Origin of the sequence: Methylobacterium sp. WL119, assembly GCF_008039875.1 — a bacterium.
GTDB lineage: Bacteria > Pseudomonadota > Alphaproteobacteria > Rhizobiales > Beijerinckiaceae > Methylobacterium.
Window position 1 is genome coordinate 175,240 of the sequence record NZ_VRUU01000002.1, and the last position, 19,284, is coordinate 194,523.

Here is a 19,284-nt window from a genome sequence, read left to right on the forward strand (position 1 = left end):
GCCGGGCAATCTCAGGTCGCACCCGTCGGACGGGCCTGCAAGCCTCAGGCCTGATCCAGGCCGTATAGCGAGTGGAGCGTGCGGACGGCAAGCTCGGTATAGGCCGCGTCGATCAGGACGGAGAACTTGATCTCGGAGGTGGTGATCGCCCGGATGTTGATGCCCTTGTCGGCCAGCGCCCGGAACGCCTTGGCCGCCACGCCGGCATGGCTGCGCATCCCGACGCCGATCGCCGAAACCTTCACCACGTCGGTGGCGCCCTCGATCTGCGCGAACCCGATCGTGTCGTGCGCCCGGTCGAGCACCGTGCGCGCCCGGTCGTAGTCGGCGGCCGGCACCGTGAAGGTCATGTCGGTGGTCGACTGGTCGCCCGACACCGTCTGGATGATCATGTCGACGTTGATGTTGGCGTCGGCCAGCGGCCCGAAGATCGCGGCGGCGACGCCGGGGCTGTCCTTGACGCGGCGAAGCGTGATCTGCGCCTCGTCCCGCGCGAAGGCGATCCCGGTGATGATCTGCTGTTCCACGTCTGTGTCCTCGTCGCAGATGAGGGTGCCGGGGCGCGCGGCGTCCGGCGGATCGAAGGAGGAGCGGACCGTGGTCGGCACCCGATGCACCATGGCGAGCTCGACGGAGCGGACCTGCAGCACCTTGGCGCCGAGCGAGGCCATCTCCAGCATCTCCTCGAAGGTGACGCGCTCCATGCGCCGCGCCTTCGGCACGACGCGTGGGTCGGTGGTGTAGACCCCGTCCACGTCGGTGTAGATGTCGCAGCGCTCGGCGCCGATGGCGGCGGCGACGGCCACCGCGCTGGTATCCGACCCGCCGCGGCCCAACGTCGTGATCCGGCCGGTCTCGGCATGGATGCCCTGGAAGCCGGCGATCACCGCGACCTCGCCGCGCTTGAACCCTGCGTCGAGCCGGGTGCCGTCGATCTCCTCGATGCGGGCCGAGCCGTGCGCGTCGGACGTCAGGATCGGCACCTGCCAGCCCTGCCAGGAGCGGGCCGGGATCCCGGCTTTGCGCAGCGCGATCGCCAGGAGGCCCGAGGTCACCTGCTCGCCCGAGGCGACCACGGAATCGTACTCGGCGGCCTCGTATTCGGGGTCGGCGTCCTTGACCCAGCCGACGAGCTCGTTGGTCTTGCCCGACATCGCCGAGACCACGACCGCGACCTCGTAGCCGGCCGCGACCTCGCGTGCGACGTGGGCGGCCACGTTGCGGATGCGCTCGACGTTGGCGACCGAGGTGCCGCCGAATTTCATCACCAGACGGGGCATGCAGCGTCCGCGTTTCTCAAACTTCGTCGAACGACCGATCCGGGCTCAGATGTCCGGGCGTGTTCGGCGGCCTCCAACGATTCGCGAACGGCCGCGCCGCCGGCTGTACCGGACCGGCGTCCGGCGGGTACAAGCGGGGTCGGGGGCTGTCAACACGCCGCCAAGCTCCACTTACCCGGAATGCAGGGTCGGCAGCACCCGCTCGGCCGGTCGCCCGTGCGCGGTCGGCGCGGGACTGCGACCACCGAGCGCGCGCCGTCCCCGAATGGAAAGAGATCGGATGACCATCGACGAGACCGCCGCCGGGATCGAGGCAGGTGCGAGCAGCAGCGCGGGCCTCGGCTTCGTCGACCCCGGCGAGGTCGCCCGGTTCGATGCGCTCGCCGCGACGTGGTGGGATCCGCGCGGTCCGATGCGGGTGCTGCACCGCTTCAACCCCGTCCGCCTCGCCTACATCCGCGACGCGGTCTGCCGTCATCACGGGCGGTCGGTCGAGACGCCGTTCGCGCTGCAGGGCCTCTCGATCGTCGATGTCGGCTGCGGCGGCGGCGTGCTGTCGGAGCCGCTCGCGCGCCTGGGCGCCGACGTCACCGGCCTCGACCCGGCGGCGCAGAACATCGCCGCCGCGCGACGCCACGCGGAGGCCGAGGGCGTGCCCGTCGACTATCGCGCCGAGACCATCGAGTCTGTGGTCGCCGCGGGCGAGACCTTCGACGTGGTGCTGATCATGGAGGTGATCGAGCACGTGACCGACATGCCGGCCTTCGTCCGCACGGCGGCGTCGGCGGTGAAGCCCGGCGGCCTGCTCTTCGCCGCGACGCTCAACCGGACGATGCGCTCCTTCGCGCTCGCCATCGTCGGCGCCGAGTACGTCCTCGGCTGGCTCCCCAAGGGCACCCACGACTGGGAGAAGTTCGTGACGCCGTCCGAGCTGTCGGCGGCGCTCGGCGGCGGCGGCCTGTCGGTCACCGACACCACGGGCGTCGTCTACAATCCGCTCACCGACGGCTGGCGGCTGGGCCGCGATACGGCGGTGAACTACATGCTGGCGGCCGAGCGCCCGGCCTAGCACGCAGGGCACTGTTCGACCGGCGTCAGAATCGAAGGAGACCCGATGCTCGAGAAGATCCCCGCAGCGGTCGGCCAGGCCCTGTCCGGCCTCAAGGCCGGCCTCGAGAAGACCGTCTTCCACGCCGATTTCGCCGATGCCCCGGAGACGATCGCGCTGACGAGCCCGGCCTTCGCCGACGGCGCCGGCATGCCGGTCCGCTTCACCGCGGATGGCGACGGGACGTCGCCGCCGCTCGCCTGGAGCGGCCTTTCCGCGAGCACGGCGAGCGTCGCGATCCTCGCCGAGGATGCCGGCAGCCCGACGCCGCAGCCGCTGGTGCACCTCATCGTCTGGAACCTCGCGCCGGACGTTTCGGATCTGGCCGAGGGGGCGGCCTCTGCGAACGCGCGCGTCGATCTCGGCAAGAACAGCTTCCTCAAGGACGGCTGGCTTCCGCCCGACCCGCCCACCGGCCACGGCCCGCACCGCTACCTGTTCCAGGTCTACGCCCTCGACCGCCTCCTCGACCTGCCGGCCTCGCCGGGCCGCGGCGCCCTGGTCGATGCGATGCGCGGCCACGTCCTGGCCAAGGGATCGCTGGCGGGAATCTACGAGCGGCGCTGAGGCGATCGGCTGGCCTTGGGCAACTGGTGAAACGAACGGAAGGCGCGCGATGAAGGCTCTCCTGTGCACCCGGCTCGGCGGCCCGGACGACCTGTCGATCGCGACGCTGCCCGATCCCGTCCCCGGCCCGGGCGAGGCCCTGGTGCGGGTCACCGTCGCCGCGCTCAACTTCTTCGACACGCTGATCATCGCCGGGCGCTATCAGGTGAAGCCCGAGCTGCCGTTCTCGCCCGGGGGCGAGGCCTGCGGCGTGGTCGAGGCCCTGGGACCGGGCGCGGACGGCGTGCGGGTCGGCGATCGGGTGATCGTGCATGCCAAGCACGGCACCTGCCGCGAACGGCTCGCGGTGCCCGCACGCATGCTGACGCCGGTTCCGGCCGGGGTGAGCGACGAGCAGGCTGCCGGCCTCACGATCACCTACGGCACGTCCCTCCATGCCCTGCGCAACCGCGCGAAGATCCGGCCCGGCGAATGGCTCGCGGTGCTCGGGGCGTCGGGCGGGGTCGGTCTCGCGGCGGTCGAGCTCGGGGCGCTGCTCGGGGCCCGGGTGATCGCCTGCGCCTCCTCGGAGGACAAGCTCGCCATCGCCCGGCAGCACGGGGCGGAGGTGGGCCTCGTCTACGATCCGGCCACCCTGCGCGACACCCTGAAGGACGCGACCGGGGGCAAGGGCGTCGACGTGGTCTACGACGCGGTCGGCGACGCCTTCTCGGAACCGGCCTTCCGCGCGCTGACCTGGCGCGGCCGCTTCCTCGTCGTGGGTTTCGCCGCGGGCGAGATTCCCCGCCTGCCCCTCAACATCATGCTGCTGAAGGAGCTCGACGTGATGGGCGTCCACTGGGGCGTCTTCACCGAGCGCGAGCCGGAGGTGCACCGCGAGAACCAGCGCCAAATGCTCGCATGGGTCGCCGAGGGGCGGCTGACCGCGCGGGTGCACGGCGCCTACCCCCTCGAGGACTACGCCGCGGCCCTCGGCATCCTCAGCCGGCGCGAGGCGGTGGGCAAGGTGCTGCTCCGGCCCTGATCCTTCAGATCAGCCCCTGCGCCTTGGCGAGCGCGACGAGGTCGCCCTGCGGCCGGGCGCCGATGTGCTGGATCACCTCCGCCGCCGCGAGCGCGCCGAGGCGGGCCGAGGTGACGTAGTCGAGGCCGCGGGCGTGACCGGCCAGGAAGCCGGCGGCGAAGAGGTCGCCCGCGCCGGTGGTGTCGATCACCTCGCGCACCGGCGAGGCCTCGACCGAGCGGATCTCGCCGCCCTTCACCACCATCGCGCCCTCGGACGAGCGCGTGACGAGGCCGAGCAGGTGCCGCCCGCGGGCGTCGCGCTCGTCGCGGAGCGCCTTCAGCGCCACGTCCGCGTCGTCGGTCTGGTAGAGGCTCTGCAACTCGCCGATGTTGGCGAACAGGATGTCGACGCTGCCGTCGCGGATCAGCCCGAGGAACTCGTCGCGGTAGCGGCCGACGCAGAACGCGTCCGACAGGGTCAGCGCCACCGCGTTGCCGGCGCCGTGGGCGATCGTCACCGCCTTGCGGAACGCGTCCTTGGCGGCCGGCGGGTCCCAGAGGTAGCCCTCGAGGTAGACGACGCGGGCGCTCGCGACCGTCGCCTCGTCGAGGTCGGCCGGCGACAGGCCCTGGCAGGCGCCGAGATAGGTGTTCATCGTGCGCTCGCCGTCGGGCGTCACGAGGACGAAGCAGCGGGCGGTGGCCGGCCCGTCGGTCGCCACCGGCACGTCGAACGCGACGCCGGTCGCCTTCAGGTCGTGGCTGAACAGGCCGCCGAGCTCGTCGTCGCGGACCTTGCCGACGAAGCCGGTCTTGGCGCCGAGCAGCGCCGCGCCGACCGCCGTGTTGGCGCCCGACCCACCCGACACGATCGTCGCCGGCCCCATCGCGGAGAACAGCGCCTCGGCGCGCGGCTCGTCGATCAGCGCCATCGCGCCCTTCGGCACGCCCTGGTCGGCGAGGAAACCCTCGTCCGTGCGGGCGATGACGTCGACGATGGCGTTGCCGAGCACCAGTAGGTCGAGGCGAGCGGTCATGCGGGCGTCCCTTCGGAAATTCGCTCGCGCTCTCGCACCGGCGCCCGGCAGGGTCAAGCGAGGCGGCTCAGGCGTCGTCGTAGAGTTCGGCGAGCGGGACGGTGATGCCGGGAGGATCGAAGGTCAGCACGCCGTCCGAGACGATACGCGTCTCGATGACGTCGTCGGCGCGACGATGATGGTGGACGGCGAGGCGTTTGACCGTGTCGATGAGGAGGTAATGCATCACGCTCGGGATGCCGAAGTAGCCTGCGAATTTCGCGCCCGTATCGATCGATCGCGTGCTCGGCGAGAGGACTTCGACCACGATGACCGGATCCGTCACTTCCACCGTGTCCGGATCGAGACGAGGTCCGCAACGCACGAGGGCGTCAGGCTCGAAAGCCGTGGTGCGTTCGATCCGAATCGTCATTCCGTCCGGGAGCACCTGGCAGGGCAAGCCCTCCCGCCGAATGGCAGCCCGCAACGCGAGTTGAGCGGCGAATTTCGTCTCGGCATGCCGGACCCGTTCCGGCGACATCGCGAAGACCTCGCCGTCGAGCAACTCATGCCGCCCCGGTCGTCCCTCGCCCCAGGCCAGGAACTCGTCGACGGTCATGCGCGGTTTCGGCTTCACGCTCATGCGGCGAGCGTAACATGTCCCGATCGGGCCGCGAAGGCGGCCGCTACTGCATCGACTTCACTTCGCACTGCGCGTAATCGGCGCTCGCCTTCACGTAGGCGTTGAGCTTCTGCACGTAGCCTTCCGCGATCGGCCGGAACGCCTGGAGCTGCAGGTTGTAGGCCTTGATCGCGTCGTTGTAGCTGTAGGCCTCCCAGCCCGGGCACCCGCCCTTGGCATCGAGGCAGGCGGGTTTCGCCGGCAGGGCCGGCTTCTCCGGCTTGGCCGAGGCGGGCGGCGGCTCCGGAAGCGGGCAGGCGGCGAGTGCCGCGCCGGGGCAGACCAGCGCAAGGACGAGCGAGGATCGGCTCAGGAAACCGCGCATGGACAGGTCGAGCTCCGTTCGGCCCGCCGCGGGGCCGCGCCGGGTTGTGCGTCAGCGTGCCGGCGGGAGCAAGGCGCCTATGCGGCCGGCTGGACGCGCTGCGGACGGCCCGCACGCGGCGCCGGCGCCTTCGCACCCAGCGGCACGCGCACGAGGGCGACGACGGGCAGCGTCAGGCCGACCGCGAGGACCCACCAGGCCGGGCGGATCACGTCGGAAAAGTCGAGGTTGGCGCCGAGCACGAGGTCGGCCGGGATGCCGCTCTTGATCCTGTACCAGGCCGCCTCGATGCCCGCGGTCGCGAGGGCGGCGGCAACGGCGAGCAGCGCGAGCGACCACGGCCGCATCGGCAGCCTGAACCGTTGCATCAGGCGCCAGCCCATCAGCAGCACGAACAGCCCGGTCCAGAACACCGGATCGGAGACGTCGATCTTCGATTGCAGGAAGTAGTGCAGCAGCCCGAGGATGCCGATCGCGTAGGCCGCCTTGTGGAGGCGCGACCAGCTCGCGCCCATCCGCCGGATCGCGGCGTCCGTCGACGTCGCCCCGAGGGCGATGAGGCCGACGAGCGCGACGAAGCCGATCGTGAGGTAGAACCGCAGCGCGATCTCGGAGACAACCTTGGCGAGGTCGAAGTTCTGGTCGACCACGTACAGCGCGAGATGCGCCAGCGCGTAGGCCGCCGTGGTCACGCCGAGCAGGCGCCGGACGTTGATCAGCTTCGGCCAGTTCGCCACCCGCCGCAGCGGCGTGACCGCGAGGGAGGCCAGCAGGAAGCGGATCGTCCACTCGCCGGTGCCGTGGATCAGCGCCGTGATCGGCTTCGGCCCGAGCGCGTTCGTCGCGTAGGCGCCGGCGAGGTAGACGGCCGGGGCGACGGCGAGCAGGAACGCGACGAGCTTCAGGAGCGAGAGGCGTCCGGCGCGGTCGAGCCAGGGCAGCGGCAGGGCGTGGGACATCTCGGCTCTTCGCATGCGGTGTCGATGATGGTTGGCGGCCTGGTCGGCCGGCACGGCGCGGGGAGCGCACGCGACCCATTCGCCGCGCTGTGCCTCCGGTTACGGGCACGGGCCATTCCCGGTTCCGAACCTGCGACGACGGTTGACCCTCCGCGATCCCGGCCGAGATACCCCCGCAACCCCACGACGCAGGACCGCCTCCGATGGATTACCGCACGCTCGGCCGCTCGGGCCTCAAGGTCTCGCCGATCTGCCTCGGCACGATGATGTTCGGCGGTGCCACCGACGAGGCCGATTCCGCGCGCATCGTCGCGAGCGCCCGGGATGCGGGCGTGAACTTCATTGACACCGCCGACGTCTACAATTCCGGCGCCTCGGAAGCGATCACCGGCCGCGCGATCGCGACGGATCGGCATGCCTGGGTGCTGGCCACCAAGGTCGCGAACCCGATGGGCGACGGGCCGAACGATCGCGGCCTGTCGCGCGTCCACGTCCTCCGCGCCGCCGAGGAGAGCCTGCGCCGGCTCGGGACCGACTTCATCGACATCTACTACCTCCACAAGGAGGACCACGCGACGCCGCTCGACGAGACCGTGCGGGCGATGGAGACCCTGGTCCGCCAGGGCAAGATCCGGCACTTCGGCGTCTCGAACCACCGTTCCTGGCGGATCGCCGAGATCTGCCGCCTGTGCGACGCCTACGGCATCGACCGGCCGGTGGTGAGCCAGCCGTACTACAACGCGCTCAACCGCATGCCCGAGACCGAGCACCTGCCGGCCTGCGCGCATTTCGGCCTCGGCGTGGTGCCGTACTCGCCGCTCGCCCGCGGCGTGCTGACCGGCAAGTACGATCCCGACGCCCCGCCGCCGGCCGACACCCGAGCCGGCCGCCAGGACACGCGGATGATGCAGACGGAATGGCGCCCGGAATCGCTGCGCATCGCCCGCACCCTGAAGGACCATGCCGAGGCGCGCGGCATCACCGCCGGGCAGTTCGCCTTCGCCTGGGTGATGAACAACCGCGCCGTGACCGCGGTGATCGCCGGCCCGCGGACCATGGAACAATGGACCGACTACCTCGGCGGGCTCGACTATCGCCTCACGCCCGAGGACGAGGCCCTGGTCGACGGCCTCGTCGTGACCGGCCATCCCTCGACGCCCGGCTACAACGATCCGGCGTACCCGATCGAGGGCCGGGTGACGGTGAGCGGCACGAAGGTCTGAGGCGGATCGGCCTCGTGCCGATCCGATCTTGGCGCAGGACGACACGTCGCTTCGGCGAGCGGCTTAAAGGTCGATTCACGCAAACGACCCTAGCGTGATGGTCGATCCAGTTCCTGCGTATCCGAAGTGCCATGCCCCCATCCGTCGAGGTCGCGCCCGACCTGTCCGGGCTGATCGAACTGTCGCGCATCGCGCATCTCGACCTGAAGCCCGTCATCCTGCGGGTCCAGACCGATCTGTTCGTGCAGGCGGCCAACCGCGACAAGTCGGAGCTCGAATCCTTCGCCTCGCTCGCCGGCGGTCTGATCCCGATCGTCGACGAGGAGACGGCGGCGATCGTCGCGGAGAAGCTCGCGCCCTTCGCCGACACGCCGCAATCCGTCCTCGCCACGCTGGCCGCCCGCGGCGGACGCGTCCGCGACATCGTGCTGGGGTCGGCGGTGACGCTTTCGCCCGCCCTGATCGATGCCGCGCTCCTCGACGGCGCCGATCTCGGCTCGGCGATGGCCGGCCGACCCGGCCTCCCCCGCGCGGTGATCGCCGAGCTGGCGCAGCGCGGCGATCCGGCGATCGACCGGGCGCTCGCCGGCAATCTCGGGATCACGCTCCGCGGCGGCGACGTCCGGCACCTCGTCGGCCGCGGCCGGACCGACCCGGACCTCGCCGGCTTCCTGCTCGCCCGCCCGGATCTCGCCGCCGGCGAGCTCGCTCCGCTCTACCTGCACGCCGACCCGATCCGGCGCGACGCGATCCGCGAGGCGATCGCCGCCACGGCCGCGCTTCGCCCCTGCCCGCCCCCGCCGCGCGACCTTGGCGGCATGCTGCTCGGCCTCTCGGCCGCCCACGACGTCCCGGGCTTCCTCGCCGCCCTGTCGGACGGGCTCGGGCTTCCGGCGAATTTCCTGCGCAGCGCGCCCGACGCCGGCTCGCGCTACGACCTGCTCACGCTGTGCCTGCGCGCCGCCGACCTCCACGAGGAGGAGGCGGTCTACGTCTTCCTGACCCTCGACGAGGCGGTCTCGCGCTCGGCCGAGCGGGTGTTCGAGCTCGTCCGCCTGTTTCGAACCACCGATCGTCCCGCCGCCCGCGACCTGCTCTCGGCGATCCTCGACCGGCCGCTGCGCGAGCGCACCGGCGCGTCCGACGCCTACCAGCCGCACCATGCGCCGGACACGGGCAAGATCCGGCAGGCTGCGGCCGAGCGGCCGGCGAACCGGACGCCCCTGCCGATGCGGGCTCGGAAGTCGTCCTGAGATCGGCCGCGCCGGCCGCCGGCTGGGGCTCACGCATTCCGCGTCGTCGTATCGTCCAGCACGAACGGCCTCAGCGCCCCTCCGATCCCCGCCACGGAGCCTTGCGATCGGCATCCGCGAGGGTGTCGCGCGAGGCGGCCTGCGGACCGACGTGCCGGCCGAGCTCGGCCATGGCCTCCTGCGCCAGGCGCTGCCGGGACTCCGCCGGCATCGCGCTCCAGGCGGCTGTCGCGGACCCGACCGTGGCGAGCAACGTCGATCCCGTCGCGGGCGCCGGGGACGCCGCGTCGCGCGGACCGGCCATCTCGGGTGCGGACGGAACGCTCGCGCGTGTCCCCGGCTGGTCGCGGGTGGCCGCGAGGTACGACAACGCGCCGATCACCAGGGCGGCTCGCAGCAGGAACGACATGGACGGTGATCCGGGAAGCGTGCGGGTCGAAGACGCCCGAGGGTGGGGCCGTTTTCCTGAATCCAACGTCAACCGATCGCCTAAAAGGCATTCGATGGTGAACGAGCCCCGACGGGGACACCCTGCGCGTAGTCACGGTTACGTTGTGGAAAGCATCCCGGCCATCGCGGGCCGACGCGCAACACTCGTTTAAGCCGGGTCTGCGAGGGTCGGGATCTAGTCGTTCGTCACCGAACCGGGGGGCGCGAAGGCCGAGTATTACCAGGCATGCCGCGTTGTTGGCCGTCCTGGTCTTGGGTCTTGTGCGTTGCGCGTATCTGCCTTGCGTATTCAACACCGGCTGCCCGCGCTGCTCGACGCCCGCCTCGCGAGCTTCGTGCATGAATCAGCGATCGAGGATGCCAGCGTGCGCTTCCGCCACGAGCGCTTCCTCGTGTCGCGCCTCGCCACCGGCGCGGTGATGATGGCCGGCCTGCCGCCCTACCTGCTGTGGCGCGGCGTGCCGTCGGGCATCGAGGTCCTGGCGATCGCCAGCCTGTTCCTGCCCGTGCTCGCCGCCGTCCTGCTCTCGCGCACCGGCTCGCTGTGGATCGCGCACGCCGTCTCGTCGGCCGGCCTCACCGGCCTCGTCGTGTGCCTCGCCAGCCTCACCGGCGGCGTGCAGTCGGCCGCCGCGATCTGGCTCGTGGCGATCCCGCTCGAGGCGGTGGTCTCCGGCTCGAAGCGCGCCACCGTCGCGGCGTCGCTGCTCGCGATGGTCGGCGTCCTCTGCGTGGCGTTCACCGGATCGTGGATCATCACGAGCCCGACCATGGCGCTGTCGGCCTCCGTCGCGATGCCGGTCTTCGCCATCACCGCGATCGGCCACGTCGCCGCGCAGGTGCTGGAGCAGATGCGCAACGAGGGCCAGTGGCGCAAGCGCATGCGGGACAACGAGGCCCGCGACCGGATGCTGCTCGCGGCCATCGACGACCTCGTGACCTGGCACGACGTCAACGGCCGGGTGATCGAGGCGTCGGCCTCGGCCGAGACGCTCGTCGGCACTGATGCGATGCGCCTGCGCGGCCATGGCCTGCTCGAGCGGGTGCACGTGGCCGACCGCCCCGCCTTCCTCCAGGCGATCAGCGATGTCGCGGCTCTGGGCAAGCCGGCGACGGTGCAGCTGCGCCTCAACGTCGACCCGACCGCCCGGCGACAGGACGGCGCGCGGCTGATCCATGTCGAGATGCGCGCCCACCGGATCGCGCAGTCGCCGTCGGGCCCGGTCGGCGTCGTCGCGGTGACCCGCGACGTGACCGAGCATCGCCGCCACGCCGAGGAGCTCGAGCGCGCCCGCGCCGAGGCGGAGCGCGCCGACGAGGTCAAGAGCCGGTTCCTGGCCAACGTCACCCACGAGCTGCGCACGCCCCTGAACGCTATCATTGGCTTCTCCGAGGTCCTGGCCGGCGAAGGCGCGGTCGTGCTCGCACCGGAGCGGGCGCGGGAATATGCCGGCATCATCGGCGCCTCGGGCCAGCACCTGCTCAGCGTCGTCAACACGCTGCTCGACATGAGCCGGATCCAAAGCGGCAACTTCGACTACGCGCCCGAGCTGGTCGACGCGGCGGCGCTGACGCGCAGCTGCTGCGACCTGATGAAGCTCAAGGCCGATGCGGTCGGCGTCGTGCTCGCGCAGGTCGCCGAGCCCGGCCCGATCGAGATCACCGCCGATTCGCGCGCCTGCCGCCAGGTGCTGATCAACCTGATCTCGAACGCGGTGAAGTTCACGCCGGCCGGCGGCCGCGTCGAGGTGGCGCTGCGCCGGACCGCGGCCGGCCTCGACCTGATCGTGTCGGATACCGGCATCGGCATCCGCGAGGCCGACCTGCCGCGACTCGGAACGCCGTTCTTCCAGGCCGGCTCCGGCGGCTACAAGCGCACCCACGAGGGCACCGGCCTCGGCCTCTCGGTGGTGCAGGGCCTCGTCGGCCTGCACGGCGGCACGATCGCGATCGAGAGCGCGCCGGATGCCGGGACCACGGTCACCGTCAGCCTGCCGAGGGCCTGCCGGTCGGCCGAGAGCCCGGTCGGCACCGCGCCGCTCACCGCCCGGGTTCGCCCGGCCGGCAGGGCTTCGGCCCACGGCGCCGTGGTGCGGCTGCCGCTCGGCCTGTTCGACACCGGGCCGACGGTGGTGCGGGAGATCGACGATCCCGCGCGCCTGCGCCGCGTCGGCTGATCGAAACGCAACGGGGAGACAGAATGTCCGAGATGCGCGACCATCGCGAGATCACCGTCGCCGGAGACGCCCGCAGCGCCCGCCCGGCCAAGGCCCCCCGCCGCCCGGCGCAGCGCCGGCCCGCCGCCGACGTGTCGGAATGGCGGATGATGCTCGGCGCCGTCGCCAGCGGGACGTTCCAGATGTGCCGGCGCAATCCCGGCGCGCTGTTCGGCGGCGTGGTCGCGTTCGGCGCAGTGGTGGTCGTCTCGATGAACGCCCTCGGCTACCAGAACGGGCGCCACCCGGCCCCGATCCTGCCAAAGATCGTGATCCGCCAAGATGCGATGAGCAAGGATGCGGTGAGCAAGGATGCCGCGAGAAAGGACCCCGCCGCGAGGTCGGTACCTGAGAAGGTCGCCGATGCCGACCGGCCGGCCGAGACGGCGCGCACGCCTCTCAAGGCAGCAGAGGCCGCCAGGCCCGCCGCCCGCGATCCGATCGCCGACCTGATCCGATCCGACGAGACGACCGCTTCGGTGACGCCCAAGAGTGCCGTCGCGCCGCCCAAGCCGCAGCCGGCGGTGATGCAGGCGCAGAAGGCCTTGTCGAAGCTCGGCTACGGCCCGCTCAAGGCCGACGGGCTGATGGGAGCGACCACCCGCGCGGCGATCGAGAAGTTCGAGCGCGACCGCAAGCTGCCGGTGAAGGGCGAGGCCGCTGGCCGCACGCTTCGCGAGCTCGCCGCCCGCGCGGCCCTGCCCCCGGCCTGATTGCATCGTGGTCCGGCGCTGCGCATGCCCGGCGCGCATCCGCACCGGGAGGGTCCATGCCGCGCCTGCGCTCCGATTTCTGGGTTTCGGCCCATCTGCGGCGACTGGCCGTCGAGGGGATCTCCGCGGTGCAGCGCCGCCGGGGCGCGGCGGAGGCCGGCGCGATCTTCGTCAAGGTCGATCGCCTCGACGGCCGCGCCGACCTCTACGGGCCGGCGCCGCAAGCGCTGTTCGAGGACGAGGATACCGGCGGGCGTCGCTTCGTGGCGATGGTCTCGGAGGGCACGCCGCTCGATGCGGAGGAGCGCCTGACCAAGGAGATCCGGTTCGATTCCGACCTGTGGATCATCGAGATCGACGATCGCGAGGGCCGCCATCTCCTCGATCTCGCCGAGTAGAGCCGGCCGACGTTTTTCCAGGATCCGCCCGGGAGGCGGCGTCTCAGGCGGTCTCTCCGGCGAGCCGTCGCCCGGCGCGGTCCCGGCCGATCAGCGGCAGCAGGCCCGCAAGGTCGGGCCCGTGCTCCAGCCCCGTGAGCGCCAGGCGCAGCGGCATGAACAGCGCCTTGCCCTTGGCGCCGGTCCGCTCGCGGATCGTCGTCGTCCAGGCCTTCCAGGTTTCGGGTCCGTAGGGTTCGGGCGGAAGGGTGTCGAGGGCCGCCGCCGTCACGGCGGCGTCTGCGATCACCGGTGTCACCGGCCCGGCCACCACCCCCCACCAGTCCCGGACCTCGTCGATCCTGTGCAGGTTGGCCCGCACCGCGAGCCACAGCGGCTCGGCGACCGCGGCCGGGATGCCGAGCGCGTCCAGGCGCTCGGCGGCGTCGGCGAAGGGCATAGCGTGCAGGATGCGGGCGTTGAGCCCGTCGAGCTCGTGCGGGTCGAACTTTGCCGGCGCCCGCGAGATGTGGGCGAGGTCGACGAGGCCGGCGAGCTCGTCCAGCGTCGCGACGGCGCGGACCGCCTCCGCCGATCCGGTCAGCACGGCGAGCGAGCGGACGGCGGCCGGCTCGTAGCCCGCCTCGCGCAAGGACCGCAGCGAGAGGTGGCCGAGGCGCTTGGAAAGCCCCTCCCCGTCCGCCGTGGTCAGCAGGTTGTGGTGGCCGAAGATCGGCAGCGTCGCCGCCAGCGCCTCGAAGATCTGCACCTGAACGCCGGTGTTGGTGACGTGGTCTTCGCCGCGGATCACGTGGGTGACGCCGAGGTCGTCGTCGTCGACCACCGAGGGCAGCGTGTAGAGGTAGCTGCCGTCGGCCCGCACCAGCACCGGGTCCGAGAGCGAGGCGCAGTCGACATGGGCCTCGCCGCGGACGAGGTCGTCCCAGGCGACGACGCGCGGCTCGAGCTTGAAGCGCCAATGCGGGATGCGGCCCTCGGCCTCCATCGCCGCCCGCTCGTTGGCGGTGAGGGCGAGCGCGGCGCGGTCGTAGATCGGCGGCAGGCCGCGGCCGAGCTGGCGCTTGCGCCGCCGCTCCAGCTCCTCCGACGTCTCGTAGCAGGGATAGAGTCGGCCGAACGCCTTCAACCTGTCGGCGGCCGCGTCGTAGATCGCGGTCCGGTCGGATTGGCGGGCGCGTAGATCCGGCACGATGCCGAGCCAGGCGAGGTCGGTCTCGATCGCCTCGGCGAAGGCCTCGGTCGAGCGTTCGCGGTCGGTGTCGTCCAGCCGGAGCAGGAAGCGGCCGCCGCGCGCGCGGGCGAACAGCGCGTTCAGCAGCGCCGGGCGCGCATTGCCGATGTGGAGGAAGCCGGTCGGAGACGGCGCGAAGCGGACGAGAGGAGCCATGCTGGGCTCATAACCCCCAATCGACCCGCTCGGCCACAGCCCGTCGGACGGAGGGAGCCGCACGCCCCGCGAGGACCGATGGAAACGCGCGTCGGGTTTCGCGGTTGAAGACCTGTGTCGTTCGACCGGCTGCGCGCAGCGCGGCGTCCACTATCCAGGGAGATCACCCTCCGATGCGATCGATTCTCCTCGCCACCGTCGTCGCCGCGGCGACGCCGGCCTTCGCCCAGAGCAACGCACCGGCACCGATCCGCCAGCCGAACCCGCCTCAGCAGGTCGCGCCGGGCACGCCGCCGGGCACCGTCGCGGTTCCGGGTGGCGCCACCAACAGCGGCTCCGGGGCCGGCGCCGTGGTCGCGCCGACCGGCACCGGCGCGGCGACGGTCACGACGGATTCCGCGGCGGGCGGCAACGCCGACCAGCCCGAGCGCGGCGTTCCCCAGATGGGCCGCGGCGGCGGCGGCAACGCCGGCGGCCAGTAGGGCCCGAGGCGGTTTTCCGATCGGAGCCGGCGCGGCCGTCGACATTGGTGGGCGGTCGCGCCGGTTCTGCAGCTTGACGCCGCCGCCTACCCCGCCCTAGAAGGCCCTCGTCCCGGGATCGAAGGCGCCAGCGCCAGTCGCCCCGGTCGCGGCGACAGCGTGTCGCCGCGCGGTACGGACGGTTAGCACAGCGGTAGTGCGTTCCCTTCACACGGGAAAGGTCGCAGGTTCGATCCCTGCACCGTCCACCATTCTCCCCCGCATTGCCGTCACGGCATGGTTCGACGCGCGGCGAGCGCTCGTGCGTGCCAGCCCGAGCGCTCGGAATCGTCGGGAGCCGCATCGCTTCCCCCGCAGAGGAGGGAGCAAGCTGGCGAGGGTCAGTTGTTCGCGGTCCGGAACGTGTCGCAGGACTTCGTCTGGCCGCTCTTGTAGCCGTTCATGAACCAGCGCTGGCGCTGCTCGGACGAGCCGTGGGTGAACGAATCCGGCACGGCGTAGCCTTGGCTCTGCTTCTGCAGCTTGTCGTCGCCGATCGCGCTCGCCGCGTTCATCGCCTCGTCGATGTCGCCCTGCTCGAGCGCGTTGTACTTGTCGTTGGAGTTCTTGGCCCAGACGCCGGCGAGGCAGTCGGCCATCAGCTCGATCCGCACGGAGAGCGCGTTGGCGTCTCGCTTCGAGGACGCCTGCTGCTGCCGGGCCTGCACCTTGCCGAGGATGCCGAGGACGTCCTGCACGTGGTGGCCGACCTCGTGGGCGATGACGTAGGCGTAGGCGAAGTCGCCCTTCACGCCGAACTTCTGCTCCATCTCCTTGAAGAAGCCCGTGTCGAGATAGACCTTCTTGTCGAGCGGGCAGTAGAACGGGCCCATCGCGGCCTGGGCCGAGCCGCAGCCGCTGCGGGTGCCGCCGGTGTAGAGCACCATCGTCGTCGGGGTGTACTGCTTGCCGGTCTGGTTCGGCAGGATCTGGCTCCATACGTCCTCGGTGTTGCCGAGGATCTTGGAGGCGAAGCGGCCGCTGTCGTCGGTCGGCGCGGTCTTGCGGCGCGTCTGGGTCTGCGGATCGGCCGGCTCCTCGCGCTGGCTGCCGCCGCCACGGGTGATCTGCTCGGCGCCCCCCATCAGGATCGCCGGGTTGATGCCCGTGACCCAGCTGATGATCAGGATGACGACGATCGCGCCGATGCCGAGGCCGCCGGCGCCGCCGCCCGGAAAGCCCATCCCGCCACCGCCGCCCTCGCCGCGACGATCCTCGACGTTGTCCGAACTCCGAAAATCGTCCCAGCGCATGGTCTCGACCGCCACTCGTTCTCACGACGCCGTTATCGCGAGTCGCAGGGTAATGACACAGGCCGAAGGACGGTTCCGCCGGAACGGTCAAGCTTTTCCGTCGAGCGCGGTGCGCAGCAGCCGGAAATCGCGCCAGGCGAGCCGCTTCTGCATCGGCTGCCGCAGCAGGTAGGCCGGGTGCAGGGTGGCGAGGGCCCGCACGGTGCGGTGAGGCATCGCGTAGGGGTAGAACCGCCCGCGCGCCTTCAGGATGCCGTCCTTGGTGCCGGTGATCGCCTTCGTCGCCGGGCTGCCGAGGCAGACGATGATGTCGGGGTCGGCCAGCTCGATCTGGCGCTCCAGGAACGGCCGGCACACGGCCAATTCCTGGATCGTCGGCTCGCGGTTGCCCGGCGGCCGCCAGGGCACCACGTTGGCGACGTAGGCCTTGGTCCGGTCGAGGCCGATCGCCGCCATCATCCGGTCGAGCAGCTGGCCCGAGCGGCCCATAAACGGCTTGCCGATGCGGTCCTCGTCGGCGCCGGGCGCCTCGCCGATGAACATCAGCTTCGCGGCCGGATTGCCGTCGGCGAAGACGAGGTTCTTCGCGGTGAACTTCAGCGGGCAGGCGTCGAAGGTCGCCATCAACGCCTCGAGCTCCTCGAGCGTCCCGACATCCTTCGCCCGTGCCCGCGCATCGATCGCCGCATCCTCGGGCTTCGCCGATGCCGACTGCCCGTAGGTGCGCGGCGCAGCCTTCTCGGGCGCCGGCGGCGGATCGCCTCGCGGCGGCAGCTCGCGGCGCGGCGCTTCCGGCTGTTCCCGGCGCGGCGCGTCCACCTGCGCCTCGCGCACGGGCGCGCTGTGACGCAGGGTCGGCGCCGGGGTGTCGGCTTCCCGGAAGCGGTCGTGGGGCGCCTCGTCGAGGGCGAGGTCGACGCCGCTCTCCACATGGAAATCGAGGTACGCGATCAGGTCGCGCTGTGCGTCCGCCGACGAGGTCATGAACATCATGTGGGGCTTCGCACGCCTGTGGACAACGCGGCATTCCGGTCGGCGTCAGGCCGCGACGCTGCGCAACTTGGCCGCTCCCGCGCCCGATCCCCTGCCAGCAGCGGCTTGCCAACCTACATTGGAACGGGTTCAGAACGACGGCAACGGCGCATCGAACGATCGGACGGCGGGGACGCACGGTCCGCGCGCACGAACGAGACACGGCAGGAGACGACAGGCATGGCGCATCCCGAACGCGAGGGCATGGATTTCGACGTGGTCGTCGTCGGCGCGGGGCCGGCCGGGCTCGCCGCCGCCATCCGCCTGAAGCAGCACGCGCTCGAAAGCGGCGACGAGGTCAACGTGGTCGTCGTGGAGAAGGGCTCCGAGGTCGGCGCCCACATCCTGTCGGGCGCCGTGATCGACCCGTCGGGCCTCGACGTCCTCGTGCCGGACTGGCGCGACGATCCCGAGCGGCCGCTGAAGACCGCGGTGGAGCGCGACGAGTTCCTGTTCCTGACCAAGAACAGCGGCGTCACCCTGCCGAACCTGTTCTTCCCGAAGTTCATGTCGAACCACGGCAACTTCGTCGGCTCGCTGTCGAACGTGACCAAGTACCTCGGCGCGAAGGCCGAGGCGCTCGGCGTCGAGATCTATCCCGGCTTCCCGGCCTCCGAGGTGCTCTACGACGACCGGGGCGTCGTCGTCGGCGTCGCCACCGGCGACCTCGGCATCGCCAAGTCGGGCGAGCCGCGCGACGACTACACCCGCGGCATGGAGCTGCGCGGCAAGTACGTGATCTTCGGCGAGGGCGCACGCGGCTCGCTGACCAAGACGGTGATCGACCGGTTTCAGCTCAACCGGCACAGCGACCACCAGAAGTACGGGCTCGGCGTGAAGGAGCTGTGGCAGCTCGCCCCCGGCAAGTTCGAGCCGGGCCTGGTGCGGCACTCGATGGGCTGGCCGCTGCCGAACAAGGCCGGCGGCGGCTCGTGGCTCTACCACTTCGACGACCACCTGCTCTCGGTCGGCTTCGTCACGCACCTGAACTACGAGAACCCGACCCTGTCGCCGTTCGAGGAGTTCCAGCGCTTCAAGACCCACCCGATGATCCGCGAGGTGTTCGAGGGCGCCAAGCGCATCGGCTACGGCGCCCGCGCGATCATGGAAGGCGGCTGGCAATCGGTGCCGAAGCTCGTCTTCCCCGGCGGTTGCCTCGTCGGCGATTCCGCCGGCTTCGTGAACGTGCCGCGCATCAAGGGCTCGCACAATGCGGTGCTCTCCGGGATGCAGGCGGCCGACGCCATCGCCGCCGCGCTGAAGGCCGGGCGCCAGGGCGACGAGCTCACCGCCTACGATGCCGGCTGGCGCGACAGCGCGATCGGCACCGACCTCAAGGCGGTCCGCAACGTGAAGCCGCTGTGGTCGCGCTACGGCACGCTCGCGGGCGTGGGCTTGGGCGGCCTCGACATGTGGTCCAACACCCTGCTGAACGCCTCGATCTTCGGCACGCTGAAGCACGGCAAGCCCGACCACGCCTGCACCAAGCCGATCTCCGAGGTGACGCCGATCGTCTACCCGAAGCCCGACGGCAAGCTCACCTTCGACCGGCTGTCCTCAGTTTACCTCTCGAACACCAACCACGAGGAGGACCAGCCGGCCCACCTTCAGGTCAAGGACATGGGCCTGCAGAAGACCTCCGAGCACGACGTGTTCGGCGGGCCCTCCGCGCGCTACTGCCCGGCGGGCGTCTACGAGTGGGTCGAGGATGCGGCCGCCGGCGACGGCGTGCGCTACCAGATCAACGCGCAGAACTGCGTCCACTGCAAGACCTGCGATATCAAGGACCCCAACCAGAACATCAACTGGGTGACGCCGGAGGGACCTGGCGGGCCGAACTACCCCAACATGTGATCGGATCAATCCGCCTCGTCCGCTCCGCGCGATCCACGTCGC

Annotated in this window: 19 protein-coding genes and 1 tRNA gene; 11 read left to right on the plus strand and 9 right to left on the minus strand. The window is 71.2% G+C overall.

The annotated features are described in order from the left end of the window. Positions 1 to 44: 44 nt before the first annotated feature. On the minus strand, positions 45 to 1,280 hold the full coding sequence (locus tag FV227_RS01940; protein ID WP_147726316.1) for an aspartate kinase: 1,236 nt from the start codon (positions 1,278 to 1,280) through the stop codon (positions 45 to 47). Positions 1,281 to 1,560: 280 nt separating this feature from the next. On the opposite strand from FV227_RS01940, the gene ubiG reads away from it, so the two are divergent. From ubiG to FV227_RS01955, 3 genes are read left to right on the plus strand one after another with little or no spacing between them, the layout of a single operon-like run. Then, on the plus strand, positions 1,561 to 2,349 hold the full coding sequence (ubiG, locus tag FV227_RS01945; protein ID WP_147726315.1) for a bifunctional 2-polyprenyl-6-hydroxyphenol methylase/3-demethylubiquinol 3-O-methyltransferase UbiG: 789 nt from the start codon (positions 1,561 to 1,563) through the stop codon (positions 2,347 to 2,349). 45 nt (positions 2,350 to 2,394) lie between these two features. Then, complete coding sequence (locus FV227_RS01950; RefSeq protein ID WP_147726314.1) at positions 2,395 to 2,955, plus strand: YbhB/YbcL family Raf kinase inhibitor-like protein; 561 nt, start codon at positions 2,395 to 2,397, stop codon at positions 2,953 to 2,955. Positions 2,956 to 3,004: 49 nt separating this feature from the next. Then, a complete protein-coding gene (locus FV227_RS01955; RefSeq protein ID WP_147726313.1) occupies positions 3,005 to 3,979 on the plus strand; it encodes an NADPH:quinone oxidoreductase family protein in 975 nt (324 codons plus the stop codon). Between the two features lie 4 nt (positions 3,980 to 3,983). On the opposite strand, the gene FV227_RS01960 is transcribed toward FV227_RS01955, so the two are convergent. The 4 genes from FV227_RS01960 to FV227_RS01975 form a co-directional block, all read right to left on the minus strand. Further along, on the minus strand, positions 3,984 to 4,997 hold the full coding sequence (locus FV227_RS01960) for an adenosine kinase (RefSeq protein ID WP_147726312.1): 1,014 nt from the start codon (positions 4,995 to 4,997) through the stop codon (positions 3,984 to 3,986). Positions 4,998 to 5,064: 67 nt separating this feature from the next. After that, a complete protein-coding gene (locus tag FV227_RS01965) occupies positions 5,065 to 5,619 on the minus strand; it encodes a Uma2 family endonuclease (protein WP_147726311.1) in 555 nt (184 codons plus the stop codon). 43 nt (positions 5,620 to 5,662) lie between these two features. Beyond that, a complete protein-coding gene (locus tag FV227_RS01970) occupies positions 5,663 to 5,983 on the minus strand; it encodes a hypothetical protein (RefSeq protein WP_147726310.1) in 321 nt (106 codons plus the stop codon). 77 nt (positions 5,984 to 6,060) lie between these two features. Further along, positions 6,061 to 6,942 carry a protein-methionine-sulfoxide reductase heme-binding subunit MsrQ gene (locus FV227_RS01975; protein ID WP_147858188.1) on the minus strand — a complete coding sequence of 294 codons (882 nt, stop codon included), beginning with the start codon at positions 6,940 to 6,942 and terminating at the stop codon, positions 6,061 to 6,063. A 203-nt stretch (positions 6,943 to 7,145) separates the two neighbouring features. On the opposite strand from FV227_RS01975, the gene FV227_RS01980 reads away from it, so the two are divergent. Together FV227_RS01980 and FV227_RS01985 are read left to right on the plus strand one after the other, a co-directional pair. Then, positions 7,146 to 8,165 carry an aldo/keto reductase gene (locus FV227_RS01980; protein ID WP_147726309.1) on the plus strand — a complete coding sequence of 340 codons (1,020 nt, stop codon included), beginning with the start codon at positions 7,146 to 7,148 and terminating at the stop codon, positions 8,163 to 8,165. Between the two features lie 131 nt (positions 8,166 to 8,296). Then, positions 8,297 to 9,418 (plus strand): DUF2336 domain-containing protein, encoded by a 1,122-nt coding sequence (locus FV227_RS01985; protein WP_147858189.1) that lies wholly within the window; start codon positions 8,297 to 8,299, stop codon positions 9,416 to 9,418. A 70-nt stretch (positions 9,419 to 9,488) separates the two neighbouring features. Here the strand turns inward: FV227_RS01985 and FV227_RS01990 are convergent, their stop codons facing one another. Beyond that, on the minus strand, positions 9,489 to 9,827 hold the full coding sequence (locus tag FV227_RS01990) for a hypothetical protein (protein ID WP_147858190.1): 339 nt from the start codon (positions 9,825 to 9,827) through the stop codon (positions 9,489 to 9,491). A 322-nt stretch (positions 9,828 to 10,149) separates the two neighbouring features. On the opposite strand from FV227_RS01990, the gene FV227_RS01995 reads away from it, so the two are divergent. The 3 genes from FV227_RS01995 to FV227_RS02005 are packed head-to-tail and all read left to right on the plus strand — an operon-like array spanning position 10,150 to position 13,195. Then, complete coding sequence (locus tag FV227_RS01995; RefSeq protein WP_147858191.1) at positions 10,150 to 12,045, plus strand: PAS domain-containing sensor histidine kinase; 1,896 nt, start codon at positions 10,150 to 10,152, stop codon at positions 12,043 to 12,045. A gap of 32 nt (positions 12,046 to 12,077) precedes the next feature. Further along, positions 12,078 to 12,797, plus strand: coding sequence for a peptidoglycan-binding domain-containing protein (locus tag FV227_RS02000; RefSeq protein ID WP_147858205.1), 720 nt, complete (start codon positions 12,078 to 12,080; stop codon positions 12,795 to 12,797). Between the two features lie 56 nt (positions 12,798 to 12,853). Beyond that, complete coding sequence (locus tag FV227_RS02005) at positions 12,854 to 13,195, plus strand: DUF1491 family protein (RefSeq protein WP_147728606.1); 342 nt, start codon at positions 12,854 to 12,856, stop codon at positions 13,193 to 13,195. 43 nt (positions 13,196 to 13,238) lie between these two features. On the opposite strand, the gene gltX is transcribed toward FV227_RS02005, so the two are convergent. Continuing rightward, positions 13,239 to 14,582 carry a glutamate--tRNA ligase gene (gltX, locus tag FV227_RS02010; RefSeq protein ID WP_147858192.1) on the minus strand — a complete coding sequence of 448 codons (1,344 nt, stop codon included), beginning with the start codon at positions 14,580 to 14,582 and terminating at the stop codon, positions 13,239 to 13,241. 173 nt (positions 14,583 to 14,755) lie between these two features. Between gltX and FV227_RS02015 the strand changes: the two genes are divergently transcribed. Together FV227_RS02015 and FV227_RS02020 are read left to right on the plus strand one after the other, a co-directional pair. Next, positions 14,756 to 15,064, plus strand: a complete 309-nt coding sequence (locus FV227_RS02015) for a hypothetical protein (RefSeq protein ID WP_147728608.1) — start codon at positions 14,756 to 14,758, stop codon at positions 15,062 to 15,064. 176 nt (positions 15,065 to 15,240) lie between these two features. Then, positions 15,241 to 15,315: transfer RNA gene (locus tag FV227_RS02020), tRNA-Val, on the plus strand. Positions 15,316 to 15,444: 129 nt separating this feature from the next. Here the strand turns inward: FV227_RS02020 and FV227_RS02025 are convergent. Together FV227_RS02025 and FV227_RS02030 are read right to left on the minus strand one after the other, a co-directional pair. After that, positions 15,445 to 16,356 carry a neutral zinc metallopeptidase gene (locus FV227_RS02025; protein WP_147728610.1) on the minus strand — a complete coding sequence of 304 codons (912 nt, stop codon included), beginning with the start codon at positions 16,354 to 16,356 and terminating at the stop codon, positions 15,445 to 15,447. Positions 16,357 to 16,443: 87 nt separating this feature from the next. Further along, positions 16,444 to 17,340, minus strand: a complete 897-nt coding sequence (locus tag FV227_RS02030) for a uracil-DNA glycosylase (protein WP_147858206.1) — start codon at positions 17,338 to 17,340, stop codon at positions 16,444 to 16,446. A gap of 228 nt (positions 17,341 to 17,568) precedes the next feature. On the opposite strand from FV227_RS02030, the gene FV227_RS02035 reads away from it, so the two are divergent. Then, positions 17,569 to 19,242, plus strand: a complete 1,674-nt coding sequence (locus FV227_RS02035) for an electron transfer flavoprotein-ubiquinone oxidoreductase (protein ID WP_147725416.1) — start codon at positions 17,569 to 17,571, stop codon at positions 19,240 to 19,242. Positions 19,243 to 19,284 lie beyond the last annotated feature (42 nt).

Bases quoted from the DNA above. Each gene is read 5' to 3' on its own strand.
- FV227_RS01940 (WP_147726316.1), bottom strand. From the start codon at position 1,280: ATGCCCCGTCTGGTGATGAAATTCGGCGGCACCTCGGTCGCCAACGTC.
- ubiG (WP_147726315.1), top strand. From the start codon at position 1,561: ATGACCATCGACGAGACCGCCGCCGGGATCGAGGCAGGTGCGAGCAGC.
- FV227_RS01950 (WP_147726314.1), top strand. From the start codon at position 2,395: ATGCTCGAGAAGATCCCCGCAGCGGTCGGCCAGGCCCTGTCCGGCCTC.
- FV227_RS01955 (WP_147726313.1), top strand. From the start codon at position 3,005: ATGAAGGCTCTCCTGTGCACCCGGCTCGGCGGCCCGGACGACCTGTCG.
- FV227_RS01960 (WP_147726312.1), bottom strand. From the start codon at position 4,997: ATGACCGCTCGCCTCGACCTACTGGTGCTCGGCAACGCCATCGTCGAC.
- FV227_RS01965 (WP_147726311.1), bottom strand. From the start codon at position 5,619: ATGAGCGTGAAGCCGAAACCGCGCATGACCGTCGACGAGTTCCTGGCC.
- FV227_RS01970 (WP_147726310.1), bottom strand. From the start codon at position 5,983: ATGCGCGGTTTCCTGAGCCGATCCTCGCTCGTCCTTGCGCTGGTCTGC.
- FV227_RS01975 (WP_147858188.1), bottom strand. From the start codon at position 6,942: ATGTCCCACGCCCTGCCGCTGCCCTGGCTCGACCGCGCCGGACGCCTC.
- FV227_RS01980 (WP_147726309.1), top strand. From the start codon at position 7,146: ATGGATTACCGCACGCTCGGCCGCTCGGGCCTCAAGGTCTCGCCGATC.
- FV227_RS01985 (WP_147858189.1), top strand. From the start codon at position 8,297: ATGCCCCCATCCGTCGAGGTCGCGCCCGACCTGTCCGGGCTGATCGAA.
- FV227_RS01990 (WP_147858190.1), bottom strand. From the start codon at position 9,827: ATGTCGTTCCTGCTGCGAGCCGCCCTGGTGATCGGCGCGTTGTCGTAC.
- FV227_RS02000 (WP_147858205.1), top strand. From the start codon at position 12,078: ATGCGCGACCATCGCGAGATCACCGTCGCCGGAGACGCCCGCAGCGCC.
- FV227_RS02005 (WP_147728606.1), top strand. From the start codon at position 12,854: ATGCCGCGCCTGCGCTCCGATTTCTGGGTTTCGGCCCATCTGCGGCGA.
- gltX (WP_147858192.1), bottom strand. From the start codon at position 14,582: ATGGCTCCTCTCGTCCGCTTCGCGCCGTCTCCGACCGGCTTCCTCCAC.
- FV227_RS02015 (WP_147728608.1), top strand. From the start codon at position 14,756: ATGCGATCGATTCTCCTCGCCACCGTCGTCGCCGCGGCGACGCCGGCC.
- FV227_RS02025 (WP_147728610.1), bottom strand. From the start codon at position 16,356: ATGCGCTGGGACGATTTTCGGAGTTCGGACAACGTCGAGGATCGTCGC.
- FV227_RS02030 (WP_147858206.1), bottom strand. From the start codon at position 17,340: ATGACCTCGTCGGCGGACGCACAGCGCGACCTGATCGCGTACCTCGAT.
- FV227_RS02035 (WP_147725416.1), top strand. From the start codon at position 17,569: ATGGCGCATCCCGAACGCGAGGGCATGGATTTCGACGTGGTCGTCGTC.